Raw genomic sequence first — 16,518 nt, forward strand, 5'->3', positions numbered from 1 at the left:
GGAGGCATTGTGAAGATTGCTATTTTTAATGACGATTTACTTGGAGTGGTAATGGGAGACCGTGTAACAGATGTATCAAAAGTAGCAGGGTGGGATAAAGCTGACCCGAATTCTTCTTTCCTCAAGCTCGTTGAAAATTTTAATGAACTAAAAGAGGAAATGAATCGGGAAGCGGAAACAGGAACTTCTTATTCATTGAACGAGGTGACATTGAAGTCCCCCGTACCAAGTACACGGAAAATTTGGGCTGCACCTGTGAACTATCGAAAACATCAAGAAGAAATGAATGAAATATTCAACAACGCGCCTAGGACAATTGAAGAAATTGCCTTGTTTCTTAAATCACCTGAGTCCTTATCTAGCCCCTCCGATCCCATTTTACTTCCTTATAAGGATCGTCGTACGGACCATGAGGCTGAGCTTGGATATGTGGTCGGTAAAAAGGCGAAAAATATAAAGGTGGAAGAGGCAAAAGATTATATCTTTGGTTACTTTGCCTTATTGGATATTTCCATTCGGGGCAATGAAGAGCGGACCTGGAGAAAGTCGTTTGATTCATTTACTCCGATCGGACCATGGATTGTGACTTCCGATGAAATCGAAGATCCAAATGACTTGGCCATGACATTATGGGTGAATGGAGAAGTGCGTCAGGATGGAAGTACAAAACATCTCATTTACGATTGTTACAAATGTTTTGAAGTGGCATGCGATAATATGACGCTCCTTCCTGGAGATATTGTGGCAACGGGTACCCCTGAAGGAGTTGGTCCGATTGAAGAGGGGGATTGTGTCCGCATTAAAATTGACAAAATTGGTGAATTCACCGTAGATGTTAAACTAGCCGGTGAAGTTTAAGGAATTGTAAAACTGAAAATGTCTATTTGCCTTATAATTCTAACCACAAATAATCATAAAATATTAAATAAGGAGAATCTCATCTATGGAAAAAATAAATAAATGCGATGTAATAGTTGTTGGCGCTGGCCCGGTTGGTTTAGTTGCAGGTCTTGCATTGAAGCAAAAAGGAATTTCTTCTGTAGTTATAGAAGCGGATCCGCACGGACGTCCTCGTCCGGGTAGCCGGGCGATCTATATGCACAGTGCGACTCTAAAACTTTTGGAAGAAATTTCGAAAGGACTGGGGTTCACACTGGGGCGCAATGGGATTATTTGGCCTGTTAAGCGAACACTTTATAAAGGAAAAGAAGTATATGTTCGTAATTATGGATTTACGGATAATACCGATCAAAATACATTACCCCATTTCACGGCATTGCACCAAGATGATATCGAAAACCACCTTTATGATGCCTGTCTTGACGCTGGTGTTGAGTTCGTTTGGAATTCACCAGTGAAAAAATTGGATATTACCGGTGCTGGGGTGAGATTGACTACAAAATCCGGTGAAGTGTGGGAAGCACAATACATTATTGGCAGTGACGGATCACATTCAGTTGTAAGAGAACAGGCTGGTTTAAAATTTGAAGGACCGCGAACGGCAGATACATTCCTTGTAGTTGATGTAAAAGAGGATGAGGAAAATCCCCTGCCGCTTGAGCGTACATTTCATTATCAACACCCAGCAATGGGAGGAAGGAATGTGATGTTTGTTCCGTTTAAAGGTGGCTGGCGGGTGGACCTTCAGCTTTTAGAAGGGGACAATCCGGATGACTATACAAATATCGATGGTGTCAAAAAGTGGCTTCCAAAAATGATGGATGCTAAATATGCAGAGCGTATTACATGGGTATCTACATACCGTTTCCACCAGGTCGTTGCCAATTCCTTTACAGATGAAAAAAGGCGAGTTCTTCTCGCCGGTGAAGCAGCCCATTTATTTGCACCTTTTGGTGCCCGTGGATTGAACTCCGGAGTACCGGATGCAATTATTTCTGTACGGGGGATTAAGAAAGCGCTTCAATCTAACTCTGAAACGGAGCGAAAAGAAGCAATTGATGCAGCTGCCACCGAAAGACGTATTGCCGCAAAGTGGAACCGTGATGGATCAACCACTGCATTACATCACCTTCAAGGGGATGCCCCTGAAATGAACCTAAAGCGTGAACTTGCAGCATCCCTCGTATCCATAGTTCCAAGACTGGGACGCTGGCTCGATGAAGGGCCATATGGACCGAAATTTGGTCCTCCAGAACTGACAACAAAATATTAACAGACATTGGTCGGCAGGGAAATCCCAGTCAGCCTGATAAAACGGAAGGTATGAAAGGAGCGGACTAATATGGCTTTAGCCGGAATAATCAATGAAGAAAAGTACGGTACGGACGCACGGCCTGCCAATGAAATGATTTTGCGACTTACATCCATAGACTGGTATTCACAAGTCGGGGTGAAGTGTAATGAAGCAGAGAAAAAAGTAGATCAGTTTATGAACGCAATTGGCGTCAGTGAATATAAAATAAAGTGGCTTTCGGCAACTCAGGTTTCAGAGGCAATCAGCTGTCTTTCGTTTGAAAGCAGTACACTTTGGGAAGTTCTAAAGGAAATACCAGATCAACTTAAGGAAAAGATCGATGCCGCTGGAAATGAAAAACTGCTTGCAGATATCGTGGACAAAGTGCCGGAGGCCGTTTTTCATGGAGCATATAAACATGCATTCAACGCATTTAGGGATGAAAAAGCAATAAAGTTCCTCGTTGGACATGCCATGTATATAAGTGTTCTTGCTTGTGCAGCTGAACTTGCTGGTGAAGAAAACCCATTTTCCTTTATTGTAGAATTGCTTGAAGCTGGACATCTGCCACTCGGTCCTGAAGGAAATACATTTTATCTTCTATAATTTAAGAAGCAAACATGATAGTGATGTTTGCGTGCTAATATCACCTACTCAGACATATCTACCGGATAACATATTGTAGTGTTAAGAACAATTGCAAACAGAGACTTTTGAAGACTACCATCTTCCAATAAGAAAACAAGGTTGCCAGAAACGGAAAATCTGGTGCAGCCTTGTTTTCGCTTCAGTTTTATATACGAATAGTTATATGCCTAAGAACAACTTGTTAGATTCGGATTATAACTTATTTCTATAAAAGTAATAAATGACTGCGATTACCAGAATCAACAGTATCAAAACGATCCTTACATCGTCCGATGCTTTCAATACCTGTGTCACCGAATACGCCTCGACAAGGAGGGCAGGCAGTTTTCCGATGGATGTGGCGAGGAAGAAAATCATCATTCCCGTCTTGCTTAATGCTGCTGTAAGGTTGATCACGCCGGATGGTATAAAGGGAAGGAGCCTAAGCATCAGGATCATCCAAAATGCATGAATCCCATGTGACTTCTGCAGCTTCATGACCCACCGGTTCTTCATGAACGTCGGTTGGAATATTTGAAAGCCCTTTCGATATAACCAAAAGCTGACCACTGCACCGGCAATTTCTCCCACGTAAGAAAGGATCAATCCCTTTTCAAATCCAAATACGGTGATATTGGCGGCAGTGATGAATACGCTAGGAATAACGCCAAGCACGCTAATCAATATATTGAATACTAAACTTACAGCAATGGAAAAAGGGCCGCTGGAAAGTAATGCCTCAGTAATGAAATTCATATCAATCCACTGAACTCCATTTATATCCGATGCCCCAAACCGTTTTCAAATGTTGATCTGCTGGAAAACCGGCATGACGCAATTTCTCTCTAATATTTCGAATATGGGAATCGATTGTCCGATCTTCCGTATCCGTTTTAAATCCCCAAATGGTTGAAAGCAGGTGGTCTCGGGAAAAAACTTGATCTGGGGAGTTTACAAACAAGCACAACAGTGAGAATTCTTTTGGTGTTAATGGGATCGTTTTGGAATCATAATGGGCTTCATAAGCGGATTCATTTAATTTTAGCCCCCTAAAGATCACATGATCAGCTTGATTATGCACTCGCCGCGTCACCGCTTCGATTCTGGCAAGTAAAACATCTTCATTGAAGGGCTTCGTAATATAATCGTCTGCGCCCTTTTTCAACCCTTTCACCATTTCTTGTGCAGCATCCCGGGCGGTGAGCATGATTACGGGAATATTGGAAAACGCACGGATCCTTTCGCACGTTTCCCACCCATCCATCTCAGGCATCATTACATCAAGAAGGACTAGGTCCGCATGTTTATGCGCTAAGAACTGTAAGGCTTCATGTCCAGATTTCATCTTACAGCATGTATATCCGTGAGGCATCATGTATAGCTCTAATAGATCAAGCATTCTCTGTTCATCATCAACCAGTACGACTGTCTTCATTTGTTATCTCCTTAAATGTGATGGTGAAGCATGTCCCTTTCCCTAAGTTGCTTTTAACCGAAATGCTTCCTCCTTGTATCTCCACTAATTGCTTGACGATGGAGAGCCCCAATCCGAATCCACCGGTATCTCTGGCGCGTGATTTCTCGACACGATATAAACGGTCAAAGATATGGGGGATATCTTCAGGGGGAATGCCGACCCCTTGATCGATTATGGAGATGGAAATCCTGCCAAGGCATTCAGTGGCTTTGATGCTGGTGACTGTGTATTCGTTCGAGTACTTCAGCGCATTATCCAGCAGGTTAAGCATGACTTGCTCAAACCGTGAGGGATCTATATCTATAAATAAATCATCTTTACATTCCAGATTCAATTGAATTCTTTCATTTGCAAAAGCCGGTAACACTTTTTCATGAATGTTTTGCAGGAATGAAGAGAGCTGGACGGTTTCTTCTGATATGGTGAATGTATTTACATCCATTCTAGCCATATTGAATAGCTCGTCCAATAACCTGTTTAATCGTTCTGATTCATCATGGATGATCTCTAAGTATCGTGTTCGTTCGGCAGCATTCAAGTCTTTCCGGCGGGCAATATCAGCGTATCCCTTGATATAAGTTAGCGGCGTGCGCAGTTCATGAGAGATACTTGCCAAAAATTCATTGCGTTCCTTCTTTAAATAGTTCAATTCATTAGCCAAGCTTTGAATGGATTGGGCAAGCTCCCCAAGTTCATCATGAGATCGTACTGGTACAGCCACTGAAAAATTCCCTTTGCTGAGTTTGGTTGTCGCTTCCTTCATCGCTAACAGCGGTCTTGTCAAAGCTTTTGATAGAAAATAAATGGTGATAAGCATGAAGAAAAGGAGCAATGCAGTCGCAAGAAGGAAATGCCTATTCAATTGTGCGATTAAATCCTCAACATCTCTCGTATCTTTGAACATATAAACATAGCCTTTTTTTTCTTCATCACTGATAAATGGCGTAACGGTGGCTATATATCTTTCATCCTTCCAACTTGATTGGATGATCTGACCTTTTCGGGGGACTTGCGGGAGGTTTTTTGCCAAGATTTTTTTCATTCCCCCATTTACCTTTTCGGAAGATATCAGAATATCTCCTCTTGTGTTCGTAATCACGACATCAGTATCGGTATGGTATTCCATCAGGCCGATATGCTGAAGGGTAGAGCCGGAATACGTGATTTCCAACACATCACGATGACTATTGCCACGGGCCTTCAGTGATTCCAATTCCTGATTGATACGGGAATGGATCACTTTATTATGCAAGTAAACCATGGAAACGGTTTCCATCAAAAAAATGCAAACAAATATAGATAGTCCGAGCTTAAAGGAGATTTTCAAGGAGCATTCACCTTCTTATAGAATAAAGTCAGTTTAGCGAAAAAGTATGAAGAAAGTATGCAGTTTTTTTCAATTTCTTTGCATCTCTTAAACAACGATAATCCGAATGATGACTTGATGCAAGAAGTACAACATTTTTCATGGGTCCGAACTGTCATTTTTTCAGTCTTGGATATAGGGTAATGGGAAATCAGGTTGTTTTTTGATGCTTCCTCCAAAAAAATATACTTAGCATTGCTAAGCAGCCCTTTGTATAAATCAAATGGGAATATACATACCACTTCTCCTATGGTCCGGTCTTTTAACTTCAATTCTATCATTCATTATATTTTGGAAGCGGTGCACCTGAAGGCTCGTTTTATTATCACTATCCTTAAGGAAAAGAACAACTATGACAAATTGAAACTGCCGGGAAAATGGGCAGTTTTTTGGTTTTAGTCTATTAAAAATGTTTTGTATTAAGGAAACATTTTGTCGTGAATGAATATTATGTAAAAAAGGAGCTGATCCATATGAATTGTACAAACCGTACGCAGAAAAAAATAATGGCTTATTCCGCATTATTCAAAAAAATGGGCATTCTCAATGATGAGGAATACAAAAATATCGCAAAGACCTTTCAAACAAAGGATTGAGGAAGTGTCCATTGGAAATTCATAAACTTTTATCCTGCATTAAACGGGCTGTAAAACCCCCGCCTTCCAATTTTCGAAGCAGGAGGGGGACTGCAGTCCATTAGGAACTTAAGGGGGTGTCGGCGATGCCGTCAATATGTCCGGCTCTTATTCCTATCGAATTACATCTTTTTGGGGGCTGAACTCAGCTGGATGAACTACATATATGAAGGACATACATGTGTAAATAGGAGGGGGATCATTGAAAAGGGATGCCAAAAAAATTTCTGATGCTATTAGAAGTGAAAAGGAAGATTGTTGTGATCCGATGGTGTTCTCTGCGATAATGGAATAAAGAAATCGAAAAGGAGTTACGTAGGATGGCAGAGGACTTTAAGATTCCCAGCTTGAAAGTTGATGAGATCGATAAGAAAATCATATCGGTTTTACATGAAGATGCACGAATTTCGTATACCGACTTAGCGAAGAAAGTGGAGCTTTCCAGAGTTGCGGTTCAGATGAGAATTAATCATCTTGTTGAAAACGGTGTGATCGAGAGGTTCACTGCGGTCATAAATCCAGCTAAGGTCGGCATCCATGTTTCGGCATTCTTTAACGTTGAGGTTGAGCCAAAATATCTGGAATCGGTCGCGCAGCAATTAGAAAGTGAATCGGCTGTAACGAGTTTATATCATATGACCGGTCCGAGTAAACTCCATATGCACGGAATCTTTACTGATAATCAGGAGATGGAACGTTTTCTCAATGAGAAGCTGTATGCGGTCGCCGGTGTTGTCAGCGTTGATTGCCAAATTCTCATTAAACGTTATAAAAGTCGGATGGGCATGAAGCTTTAATAGAAAATCCCCCTATATATAGGCGGATTTTTTTATTATGTGAGCGGGATGATAAAGCCGCCGTACGCAAAGGCAAGAATGATTACGAATGCAGGGTGGATCTTGAATTTACCTAAGGCCAAGAATGCCAATCCAGCGATGACGATTGAATGGATGTAGCCGATGGAACCGACGGCATCCGCGGCCATATTCCAGGTGAGCAATAACATCATGATCGCAATCACGGGCTGTACAAGCAGGGACATGCCTTTTACGATAGGCGATTGCTTGTATTTTTTCAGGATTTTTAATAAATATATCAAAGCCACGGCTGAAGGGATGATCGTGCCTGCCAATGCAGCTAGAAATCCTGGCCAGCCATATACATCATATCCGACATATGCGGCTATTTTCGTGGCGATCGGTCCTGGGAGTGAATTTCCTAACGCAAGCATTTGTGAGAACTCGGTATTATCAAGCCACCCATAACGGGTGACGATTTGATCATACATTAGCGGAATCGAGGCTGGACCTCCGCCGTAACCAAGAATATTGGCTATGCAAAACGCTAGAAAAACAGCAACTCCTATTGGGATAATAAGACCCATTAAGCGGATTCCTCCTTTCCATCAGCCTTGTTATTTTTCAATCTATCCTTTAATGTAAAATGAAACGCCCCATATAAAAGAAAAATCATAATGACGATACCCGGATGCAGGGAAATCACCTGCAGAAGCAAAAAGGAAATCGCAAAAAAGGTGATTCCGAGCACCTTTCCTAACCCTTTTACCGCCTTTTCGCCAAATTCATAAGCCATTTGACCAAGCATGACAGCAACGACCGGCATTACAGCAGCGATCATATTACTGATCATTGCCGAATTACTTAGAACATTAATGAATGCAATCAAAAAAACCATTGCAATGCATGAAGGTAACACGTGAGCGGCAACACTTACGATGGCTCCCGGCCAACCTTTTAATTTATAACCAAGATATGCTGCCATCTTCGTGGCAATCGGTCCTGGGAGTGTATTGGCAATCGCCAAAGTGTCCCCGAATTCATCATCGTCGAGCCAGTGATAACGGGAAACTGCTTCATGGCGGATGAGCGGGATGACTGATGGCCCGCCGCCGAAACCTAATATCCCCGTTCTCATCATCCCAATCGTCAATTCCGTAAATGGATTTTTCAAAAACGATTCCTCCTTTGTTATAAAATTTAGCATTCATTTCCAAAAGATTATAAAATAATGATAACAAAAAATGCTTTCGCAATGTACATAAAATAATGATAGTAATTACGTAATGAATGTATATTTGGGATTTTTCAATATAATCGGCTGAAAAAAACAAAGGAAAACATCTTTTTGTCTTAAGGAATGAAGGTTTGAGTTAATCAAGAAAGACTCGTTGGGACGGTGCAGCGGTGAGTTCTTGGATTCCGCCATATTATGGACATAAAGAACTTTTCCCAATCCCCTTTTTTAACACAAAAGTACCCTATAGGCAGCTTTTTTAAAGTGACTGCTCCATAGGGTGCATTTTAATATATCACTCTAATAAACTTGTTAATGTGGGTTATTCTTCCCGAATGACTAATAACACACCGATAAAAATTAATATTGTACCGATCCAGAAAGACAAGCCGATTTGTTCACCTAGTATTAACCAACCTAAAAAAGTACCGACTATAGGCTGTAAAAAGAAAAATAATCCACCACTTGAAGCGGTAAGCATTTGCAGTCCGCGATTCCACAGTAAAAAGGCACATGCTGTGGAAATAACGCCCAAGTATAAAAGGCCGCCCCATATGGATGGATGCATGATTGCTTGGAAATCGAGCTCATCCAATCGACTAATCGTAACAGGTGTTAAAAGGACAATTGCCACAAGCACTGCATAGGTCGTTATAACAATTTGTGAATATTGCCCAGGTACACGTTTAATTAGAACAGACATAAGTGCCCATGTTAATGCCGCAATAAGCAGCGATACGCCACCAAGTTGGTGAGATGAACCGATATGGGCATTTCCGACAATGATACCGACACCGATTGTCGCTAAAATAACAGAAATTGATTTTTTAAAAGTGATCTTTTCTTTTAAAATGATGCGTGCAAATATCACCATAAACGCAGGTGTTGTTGAAGTGATGATGGCTCCCATTTGCGCAGAAGAAAGTAGTGTACCAACTTCCTGGGTTACGATGGAAATTGTGTTTCCAACAAGTCCTATAATGAAAACCAAAAGCCAATCCCGTTTTTCGATCCGCCAAGATTGTTTTGTTATGAAACCAATTGTCAGCAATGCCAAAATCGCAATTACATATCGTAAAAATACTAATTCAAGTGGCGGAACAACGTCTACCACAACTTTTACCACAACATACATCCCGCCCCAAATGCTAGCAGCGAGTGATAAATATAAAGAACCTAATATAGTGTTTTTCATTTTTGTACCCTCCGTTTTAACTAAACATTCCAGTCCCTAACGGAGATGCAAGTTTTCTGCCGTTAAGGAAGAATAACTGCAGGTACATCATTTTCGAATAGTGGTGACCACATCATCAGCTCTCAGCTCACTTTCAAAAAATATTTATTTTCAATGATTTTAGTTAATTATAAAGCTATTCCGGGCTGCTACTAATCATTCGATTGAAAAATCAGTAAGTTATAACTCATACTCAATTTAAATATACAAGATTTTAGTTATTAATAAAATACCATTAAAAAACAGCTCCTAAGAAAAATTAAGAGGGTGGTTCATTCAAATTTGCAATCTTACCATAAAATAAAAGCGAAAGATCATTCGTCAATCAAGGTAGTATACTAAAACTTAAAACACATGAAAAACCCCACCTGTTCCTATTAACAACTGGTGGGGTTTCTATTTGGCTTAATGGATTCTAGTTGGAAAGAGGGATTTATAGGGAAGGGAAACAAATGGTACAGTAATAATAATGTTGGTTAAATTGTCGTAACGGTAATGATGTAAGTGATAAAGCTGGAAAGAAAGCGTGGATTAGGATTGAAAGGCTCCCTTAAAGTGTTTAATCCTAATCCACCGTTAAGTTAAATGTAGTGCATGACCTTTCCGTAAGCATCACAATCCGTTATATTTTCTTTCAATTTTCCTGAACTCATCTGATAGTTCAAATAGGGTGTGTAATACGGCTGTTTGAATATATAGATTCATATAATTATCATTGCTTTTCTTTTGAAAAGATAAATCATGTTTTTCATTAATTTTCCGAGTTATACATTCATTAATTTCGCTCCACATTTCTTTTGTTCCTTCTTTAATTTTAGTCTCCATAATCTCCCACTCCTTTTTTATTAGTTTATCCACTCTATTACATTCTTATACTTGTTTTTTGGCCAAGCTGGTTACTTTTTTATCTTAAAATTAATTTCTACTGTTCAAGTCATGATTCTTTGCGCAGGAAAAGGGAGAGAAGCGATTGTAGCAATTAATAACTACTAATGGGTGATGAATGCTCCTGCTTTTCGGGTTTGTTTTCAAACAGCAGGATACCCAAAGTGGGATTTCTAAGGAGTCACTATCGCATCTCATATCTATAGTTTCTTTGTTTGGGCCATATTCTGGAGTGACGTATTGTATAAATGACAGGAGTTTGGAATAATTAGCATGATGATATAAAAATATAAAAAGCATGTTAAACCTTTATCGATTCAGTCCATGAATAGGAGATTGTTATGTTTAAAATTATGATAATTGAAGATGATGAAAAGATTAGAAACATAGTGGCGGATACCCTAACAAAGTGGAAATATGACGTTGTGGGGATTATGGAGTTTGACCACATTTTAGATGATTTTGAGAAATTCCAGCCTGATTTGGTACTATTGGATATAAATTTGCCAACCTTCGATGGCTTTTATTGGTGTCAGCAGATCCGTGCAATCTCAAGTGTGCCCATACTGTTCCTTTCCTCTAGGAATCAAAACATGGATATCATCATGGCCATTAATATGGGAGGGGATGATTTTATCCAGAAGCCATTTGATTTAGATGTACTTGTAGCAAAAATCAGTGCATTGCTACGCAGGAACTATACTTATCAAAATGGACATAACTTAAAATTAACGCACCGGAACTTGTCATTGCATGTAACAAACTCAACTATCGAATTTGAGGAACAGACCATTGAACTTTCACGTAATGAGTTCATCATAATGCAATTGATGATGCGCAAAATCGGGAAAATTGTTTCAAGAGATGACTTGATGCAAGCTCTTTGGAATGATGAACAATTTGTCGATGACAATACACTGACTGTTAATGTAAATCGATTAAGGCGTAAGATCTCTGGAATTGGATTAGAAGACTTTATTGTGACACGTAAAGGAATGGGGTATCTGATCGAATGAGGTTCATACAATTTTTAAAACATGAGAAGCCTTATATCTTTTTAATGGTTTTTGTCTTTTGTATGGTTTCTGCCGTTTATCACACTGACCCCAATATGACATGGAACTGGAACACTTTTCTATATGCTGGTGTATTGACTCTTTTCGTATTGATTTTTTTCTTTTTGTACCGGTATCAGCAGAATGTACGCGCGATCCGAGCCATGGGCGACGAAGATCATGAGAACCTTTCTTTAGAGGCAGCCTCGTTACAGCAGTTGATTGAAGAGAAGGAAAGGGAACAAATAAGGTCACTTAATCTGATTCATGAGAAACAAAACGAGTATTACGATTTTATTGTATCGTGGTTTCATGAAATCAAAACACCCATCTCAGTGCTGCGATTGATGCAGCAGACAGAGATCGATGCCAAAAGCTTTCATGATGAGCTATCTAGGATAGAGCATTATGTGGATCAAGCACTTTATTATGCAAAGTTGGATAACTTCAATCAAGACTATGACATCAAGAATTGTGATTTGGACCTATTGCTGAAAGAGGTCATAAAAACTCATTCCAAAACATTTATTTCCAAGAAAATCCGCCTGCAGTTACAGATAGAAACAACCACCATCCAAAGTGACCCCAAGTGGCTGCAATTTATCCTGAATCAATTAATTTCAAATTGCTTGAAGTATACGAAAGAAGAAGGAGAAATAAAGATTGAGACAGGTTCCGATTTAAAAGAAAAGCAGCTGATTATTAGAGATAATGGAATTGGTATAGAAAAAACGGATTTACCACGGATATTCAATAGGGGGTTTACAGGATCCAACGGGCGTACCTACACAAAATCGACAGGGATGGGGTTATATTTAGCACAGCAGTTATCCAATAAACTTGGTCACTATATCACATGCACCTCTGAAACAGGTTTGTATACCGAATTTGTCATGCACTTTCCTAAAAATGTCGATCCCTATTTCATTATGCAAAAAAACGCAATGAGACCTTGATGAAGTCCATTGCGTTTTTTAATTAATATTTCTGATTTACGATTTTGTAGTAGAGATTCGCAGAAGACAGATAAAACAATACATAAATCACGAAGTACATAGCAAAGATGCACCAGAGCATCGAAGTAAGCTGCGGAAAATCTTGTACAGAATCCAGGATATAGTATTTTAAAATGAGCCAGCTATGCAGAATGCCTAAAACTAGCGGAGGGAAGAAAACAAAGAGAAGTTGTTTACGAATCACGCTTTTCAATTCACGGTCTGCGGTCCCTATCTTTCGCAGAATGGAATACTGTCTCTGTTCTTCCGTTGCTTCCCGCAATTGTTTAAAGTAAATAACGCTAGCCAATGCAAACAGTGCAATGACAGCCAGGAAAGCAGCTGCAAATAACATTAAAGATGAACCTTCTATTTGCTTTGAATACACATCAGCAAATGAAGAATAGTAAGTGTCGGGCTTCTTCGTAACAATGGCATGTATATCACTTGATAAGGATTCAGCCTGCTTCTCATTTTCGATTTCATAAATTTCAAAAGGGATCGTTTTGGCTTTGCTTTTTAAGTTTTGATAAGCCTCATCTGAAATGATCAGGACTGCGGGCTTTAATAACATGGATTGAACAGGGTCGCTGGCCCAGCCTAATAATGCGTAATCTTTCTTCTCTATTAGTTTTAGAGTGATATCTTCATTTACACTCACTTTAAAACTTGGAAACTGACCGGAGGGGAAGGATTTTGGGGAATCCATTCCTTGTGACAGAGTTACAGCTTCCATATCTTCTAAATGGATTTCCTCCTGATTTCCACGCAATGAGATGATTTCGTTATATGATTTTTCTGGAAAAAGGAAAACATCCTTTGTAAAATACTCAGGGTTCTCAAAAGCAAGGTCCATGTTTGTAGTTGGCTTTCCTACTATAGCTTCCAAAGTTTTGTGATACTCTATTGAGTGGCCGGAATTTTCTATTTTAGCGTCAATTTTCTCGTTTGTTTCATCATCCAATGACTGAAACGCAATATCATTCGGTAAATTCCTGCCGACAGCTTCAAACTGGACAGCATAATTGATCGAAACGAATCCAATCAAGAAAATAATGGTCGCACTGAACAAAGAGATGAAGGTAAGGTTTAACGTATTCGACCTTATTTGGAAGCGCAATGACGAGATCCACAATACCCGATTGCCTTCATGGAAATTATGCTTCTGGCGGATCTTTTGCAGCAGCCAGCCGGAGAACTGGCGGAAGAACAAATACGTTCCGCCGATCATGCCGACTGTGACAGCAATCATGGCAAAAGTTGCGTGTTCTTGCCATATGCTTGATTCTTTGCCCCGGCTTATCAGAACGAATTCCGTTGCTAATAACACTAACGAAAAAGCTGCCATAATGAACGAAGAAGGTATCGGTTTTTCCATTTTTTCTTTGGCATGAAACAACTCCACAAGCTGTACGCGACTGATCATGAAGAAACTTTGGATACTTGCGATGATCGCTAACAAGAGAAACAGGATGATTGTCGAGCCGATCGCTTGATAAGGAAAATTTAGCGTAATGACATTGTCGTATTGCATTAAGTTCATTAATGCCATGCCGAAAAACTTGGACAGTAGACCGCCAAGAAGTATTCCAATTACAAGCGAGAATGATCCAATGAGCAAATTTTCAACGAAAACCATTCGTGTAATCTGGCTTTCTTTCATACCTAGAAGCAAATAGAGTCCAAATTCCTTTTTTCTTTGCTTCATAAAGAAAGAGTTAGCATAAAGAATAAAGAAAATGATAAAGAGGAAGATGACCACCGAGGCAATCGACACCCCCGTTTGAAAACTCTCCTTATTATTGAGTACATCCAATATATCCTGGTTATACATCAGTGATGAGAAGGTGAAATGGACCATCACACCTGTAATCATGGCAAATAGATAAATCGTATAAACACGGAAATTACGCTGAACGTTCCGGAACGTTATATTCAGTAAGTTCACCTTTGATTCCCTCCCATGGCACTCTGGATGTGAAGGATTCGATTAAAGAAGTCACTTTGACTTTGGTCGCCTTTATAAAGCTCGTTTACGATTCCTCCATCTCGCAAGAAGATAACTCGTTTACAGAAGCTTGCTGCATAGGAGTCGTGTGTAATCATAAGAATAGTCGTTTGGAACGTTTCATTCAAGCTCGATAACTGTTCCAATAATTGTGTTGCTGATCTGGAATCAAGAGCGCCTGTAGGTTCATCTGCAAAGACAATCGCAGGGTTTGTAATAATGGCGCGCGCAGATGAGGCCCGTTGTTTTTGACCACCTGAAACTTCTGTAGGGTATTTATCCTGAATTTCTTCTATGTTCAATGCCTGAATGACTGGTCTCAGCCGTCTTTCCATCTCATCCGTTGAAAATTTCCTTAATGAAAGGGGCAGAAGAATGTTCTCTTTAATCGTTAAAGTATCAAGCAAGTTGTAATCTTGAAAGATGAACCCCATTCGTTCTTGGCGAAATGTACGCAATGCTTTTTTGTTTAAATCCAACAGGGCCTGCTCTTCAAGCCAGACCTCCCCGCCAGAAAATTTATCAATTGTCGATAGCACATTCATCAGTGTTGTTTTTCCTGAACCGGAAGGCCCCATAATAGCCGTAAATTCACCCGAAGTAATGGTCAGGTCAATATTTTTTAAAACCTGTGCATTTCCATAGGATTTAGATAGGTTTTTAGTTTGTAATACTTTTTTCAACGTAAATCTCCTCCTCATGTTACATACTATAAAATTCATCCTTTTTTCCCACCATAGATGTAACAGGAAGTAAGATTACAATTTTGTCACATTGCAATTTGAATATAAAAAAAATCAGAGAACAGTAAATGCAATAATTGGAATTCCCTAAATCAATTATGCATATTCAGCAGCTTGGTAGCAACAAGTTGAATATAACCGAGTCCTTCTTCAGTGAAAGGGAGCGATTAATGACAATCATTTTCTAATGAACTAACGGGTTCTTCACTTCATTATGGGAGGTTGCTTTGGAAGGATAGTTATAGTGAACATAGGTGGGGGGGCAGCTTAATAAAGGGATTTGGATGAAAGAGATTGGAATAAAAAAGAAATTAATACTTCTATAAAATTACAAATTAGGAGTGTATATATGGAACAAACACTTTATGAAAAAGTTGGCGGAGAAGAAGCGATAGCAAAAATTGTGGACTATTTTTACTCCGAGTCGGTCCTTAAGGATGATACAGTCAATCATTTTTTTGAAAAAACCGATATGGAAAAACAACACCGTCATCAAACAAAATTCATTAGTTTTGCATTAGGTGGTCCAAAACAATATTCTGGACAATCCATGGCAAAAGCTCACCAAGGATTGAATCTGCAACCAGCCCATTTTAATGCCATTGTAAAACATCTCACTTTGGAGTGAACCAATCTGACATAGATACAGCTTTAACTAAAGTTGCTACACTAAAAGATGATATTTTGTATAAATAATTGTTATTGAGTTAACAGGTGCTTTGCTTCAGGAGCTGACTAGCTGCTCCTGAAGCAACCAAATTAATAGTAATAATATTTTATGAATTAGAAAAAAATAGTGTTTAAGAAAGGAGGGATTGCGAATGTCTGTGAAAAAGTGGGTAACAAGATTGGTCGTTGTGCTTGCAATGGTTTTAGTTGTGACAACAGTAGGCTCACTCGGCGTATTTGCCGAATCCGGTGTTGTAACACAGCCTACGGAGACGAGGAAATCGATTGAGGTCGAATTGAACGATGATTTCTTTAATCCGAAAGTCATTACTATTCCGAATGGAACAGCCACAACGTTGATATTGAAAAACAAAGGCAGTAAAGAGCACACCTTCACACTGGAAAAGCTCGGAATTGACGTTGAGGTCCAACCAGGTGAAGAAAAAAACATTGACGTGAATCCGAAACAGCCCGGTACATATGAACTGATATGCCGGTACCATTTCCAGGAAGGAATGGTTGGGAAAGTAATAGTCGAATAAGAGGCAGGGCCAAAAGGCCTTGTTTTTTTAATAGGCGATTAAGTTTTAGAGAGA

At 39.6% G+C, this 16,518-nt stretch carries 16 protein-coding genes and 1 pseudogene; 8 read left to right on the forward strand and 9 right to left on the reverse strand.

The window, feature by feature from the left end; genetic code table 11:
* Positions 1–9: 9 nt before the first annotated feature.
* The 3 genes from J7E52_RS01605 to J7E52_RS01615 all read left to right on the forward strand — a co-directional run bounded on the left by J7E52_RS01605 (position 10) and on the right by J7E52_RS01615 (position 2,800).
* Positions 10–858 carry a fumarylacetoacetate hydrolase family protein gene (locus J7E52_RS01605; protein WP_214743388.1) on the forward strand — a complete coding sequence of 283 codons (849 nt, stop codon included), beginning with the start codon at positions 10–12 and terminating at the stop codon, positions 856–858.
* A gap of 85 nt (positions 859–943) precedes the next feature.
* The gene (locus J7E52_RS01610; protein WP_214743389.1) at positions 944–2,173 is read left to right on the forward strand and encodes an FAD-dependent oxidoreductase; all 1,230 of its coding nucleotides are present in this window, start codon (positions 944–946) and stop codon (positions 2,171–2,173) included.
* 69 nt (positions 2,174–2,242) lie between these two features.
* On the forward strand, positions 2,243–2,800 hold the full coding sequence (locus J7E52_RS01615; RefSeq protein WP_214743390.1) for a hypothetical protein: 558 nt from the start codon (positions 2,243–2,245) through the stop codon (positions 2,798–2,800).
* Positions 2,801–3,034: 234 nt separating this feature from the next.
* On the opposite strand, the gene J7E52_RS01620 is transcribed toward J7E52_RS01615, so the two are convergent.
* The 3 genes from J7E52_RS01620 to J7E52_RS01630 are packed head-to-tail and all read right to left on the reverse strand — an operon-like array spanning position 3,035 to position 5,625.
* Positions 3,035–3,577: a TVP38/TMEM64 family protein gene (locus J7E52_RS01620; protein WP_214743391.1), complete on the reverse strand. Its 543-nt coding sequence runs from the start codon at positions 3,575–3,577 to the stop codon at positions 3,035–3,037.
* 1 nt (position 3,578) lies between these two features.
* Complete coding sequence (locus J7E52_RS01625) at positions 3,579–4,256, reverse strand: response regulator transcription factor (protein WP_214743392.1); 678 nt, start codon at positions 4,254–4,256, stop codon at positions 3,579–3,581.
* On the reverse strand, positions 4,234–5,625 hold the full coding sequence (locus tag J7E52_RS01630; RefSeq protein WP_286197352.1) for a HAMP domain-containing sensor histidine kinase: 1,392 nt from the start codon (positions 5,623–5,625) through the stop codon (positions 4,234–4,236). The genes J7E52_RS01625 and J7E52_RS01630 overlap by 23 nt, the downstream gene beginning before the upstream one ends.
* A 994-nt stretch (positions 5,626–6,619) precedes the next feature.
* Between J7E52_RS01630 and chrS the strand changes: the two genes are divergently transcribed.
* Positions 6,620–7,096, forward strand: coding sequence for a chromate efflux transcriptional regulator ChrS (gene chrS, locus J7E52_RS01635; protein ID WP_214743393.1), 477 nt, complete (start codon positions 6,620–6,622; stop codon positions 7,094–7,096).
* A 35-nt stretch (positions 7,097–7,131) separates the two neighbouring features.
* Here chrS and chrA read toward each other — a convergent pair whose 3' ends face one another.
* The 4 genes from chrA to J7E52_RS01655 form a co-directional block, all read right to left on the reverse strand.
* Positions 7,132–7,683, reverse strand: a complete 552-nt coding sequence (gene chrA / locus J7E52_RS01640) for a chromate efflux transporter ChrA (RefSeq protein ID WP_214743394.1) — start codon at positions 7,681–7,683, stop codon at positions 7,132–7,134.
* Positions 7,683–8,270, reverse strand: a complete 588-nt coding sequence (chrB, locus tag J7E52_RS01645) for a chromate efflux transporter ChrB (protein WP_214743395.1) — start codon at positions 8,268–8,270, stop codon at positions 7,683–7,685. The genes chrA and chrB overlap by 1 nt, the downstream gene beginning before the upstream one ends.
* Positions 8,271–8,655: 385 nt before the next feature.
* On the reverse strand, positions 8,656–9,528 hold the full coding sequence (locus tag J7E52_RS01650; RefSeq protein WP_214743396.1) for a DMT family transporter: 873 nt from the start codon (positions 9,526–9,528) through the stop codon (positions 8,656–8,658).
* Positions 9,529–10,179: 651 nt separating this feature from the next.
* Complete coding sequence (locus J7E52_RS01655; RefSeq protein WP_214743397.1) at positions 10,180–10,392, reverse strand: hypothetical protein; 213 nt, start codon at positions 10,390–10,392, stop codon at positions 10,180–10,182.
* Between the two features lie 401 nt (positions 10,393–10,793).
* On the opposite strand from J7E52_RS01655, the gene J7E52_RS01660 reads away from it, so the two are divergent.
* Positions 10,794–11,468 carry a response regulator transcription factor gene (locus tag J7E52_RS01660; protein WP_214743398.1) on the forward strand — a complete coding sequence of 225 codons (675 nt, stop codon included), beginning with the start codon at positions 10,794–10,796 and terminating at the stop codon, positions 11,466–11,468.
* Complete coding sequence (locus tag J7E52_RS01665; protein ID WP_214743399.1) at positions 11,465–12,463, forward strand: sensor histidine kinase; 999 nt, start codon at positions 11,465–11,467, stop codon at positions 12,461–12,463. Before J7E52_RS01660 ends, J7E52_RS01665 begins: the two co-directional genes overlap by 4 nt.
* A 22-nt stretch (positions 12,464–12,485) precedes the next feature.
* Here J7E52_RS01665 and J7E52_RS01670 read toward each other — a convergent pair whose 3' ends face one another.
* Positions 12,486–14,450 (reverse strand): ABC transporter permease, encoded by a 1,965-nt coding sequence (locus J7E52_RS01670; RefSeq protein ID WP_214743400.1) that lies wholly within the window; start codon positions 14,448–14,450, stop codon positions 12,486–12,488.
* Positions 14,447–15,193 carry an ABC transporter ATP-binding protein gene (locus J7E52_RS01675; protein ID WP_286197353.1) on the reverse strand — a complete coding sequence of 249 codons (747 nt, stop codon included), beginning with the start codon at positions 15,191–15,193 and terminating at the stop codon, positions 14,447–14,449. Before J7E52_RS01675 ends, J7E52_RS01670 begins: the two co-directional genes overlap by 4 nt.
* A 409-nt stretch (positions 15,194–15,602) precedes the next feature.
* Between J7E52_RS01675 and J7E52_RS01680 the strand changes: the two are divergent.
* Positions 15,603–15,949, forward strand: a pseudogene (locus J7E52_RS01680) (group I truncated hemoglobin).
* Between the two features lie 125 nt (positions 15,950–16,074).
* Positions 16,075–16,464, forward strand: a complete 390-nt coding sequence (locus tag J7E52_RS01685; RefSeq protein ID WP_214743401.1) for a cupredoxin domain-containing protein — start codon at positions 16,075–16,077, stop codon at positions 16,462–16,464.
* Positions 16,465–16,518: the final 54 nt, after the last annotated feature.

The organism is Bacillus sp. ISL-34 (assembly GCF_018613325.1).
In the GTDB taxonomy this organism is placed as follows: Bacteria; Bacillota; Bacilli; order Bacillales; family DSM-1321; genus Peribacillus.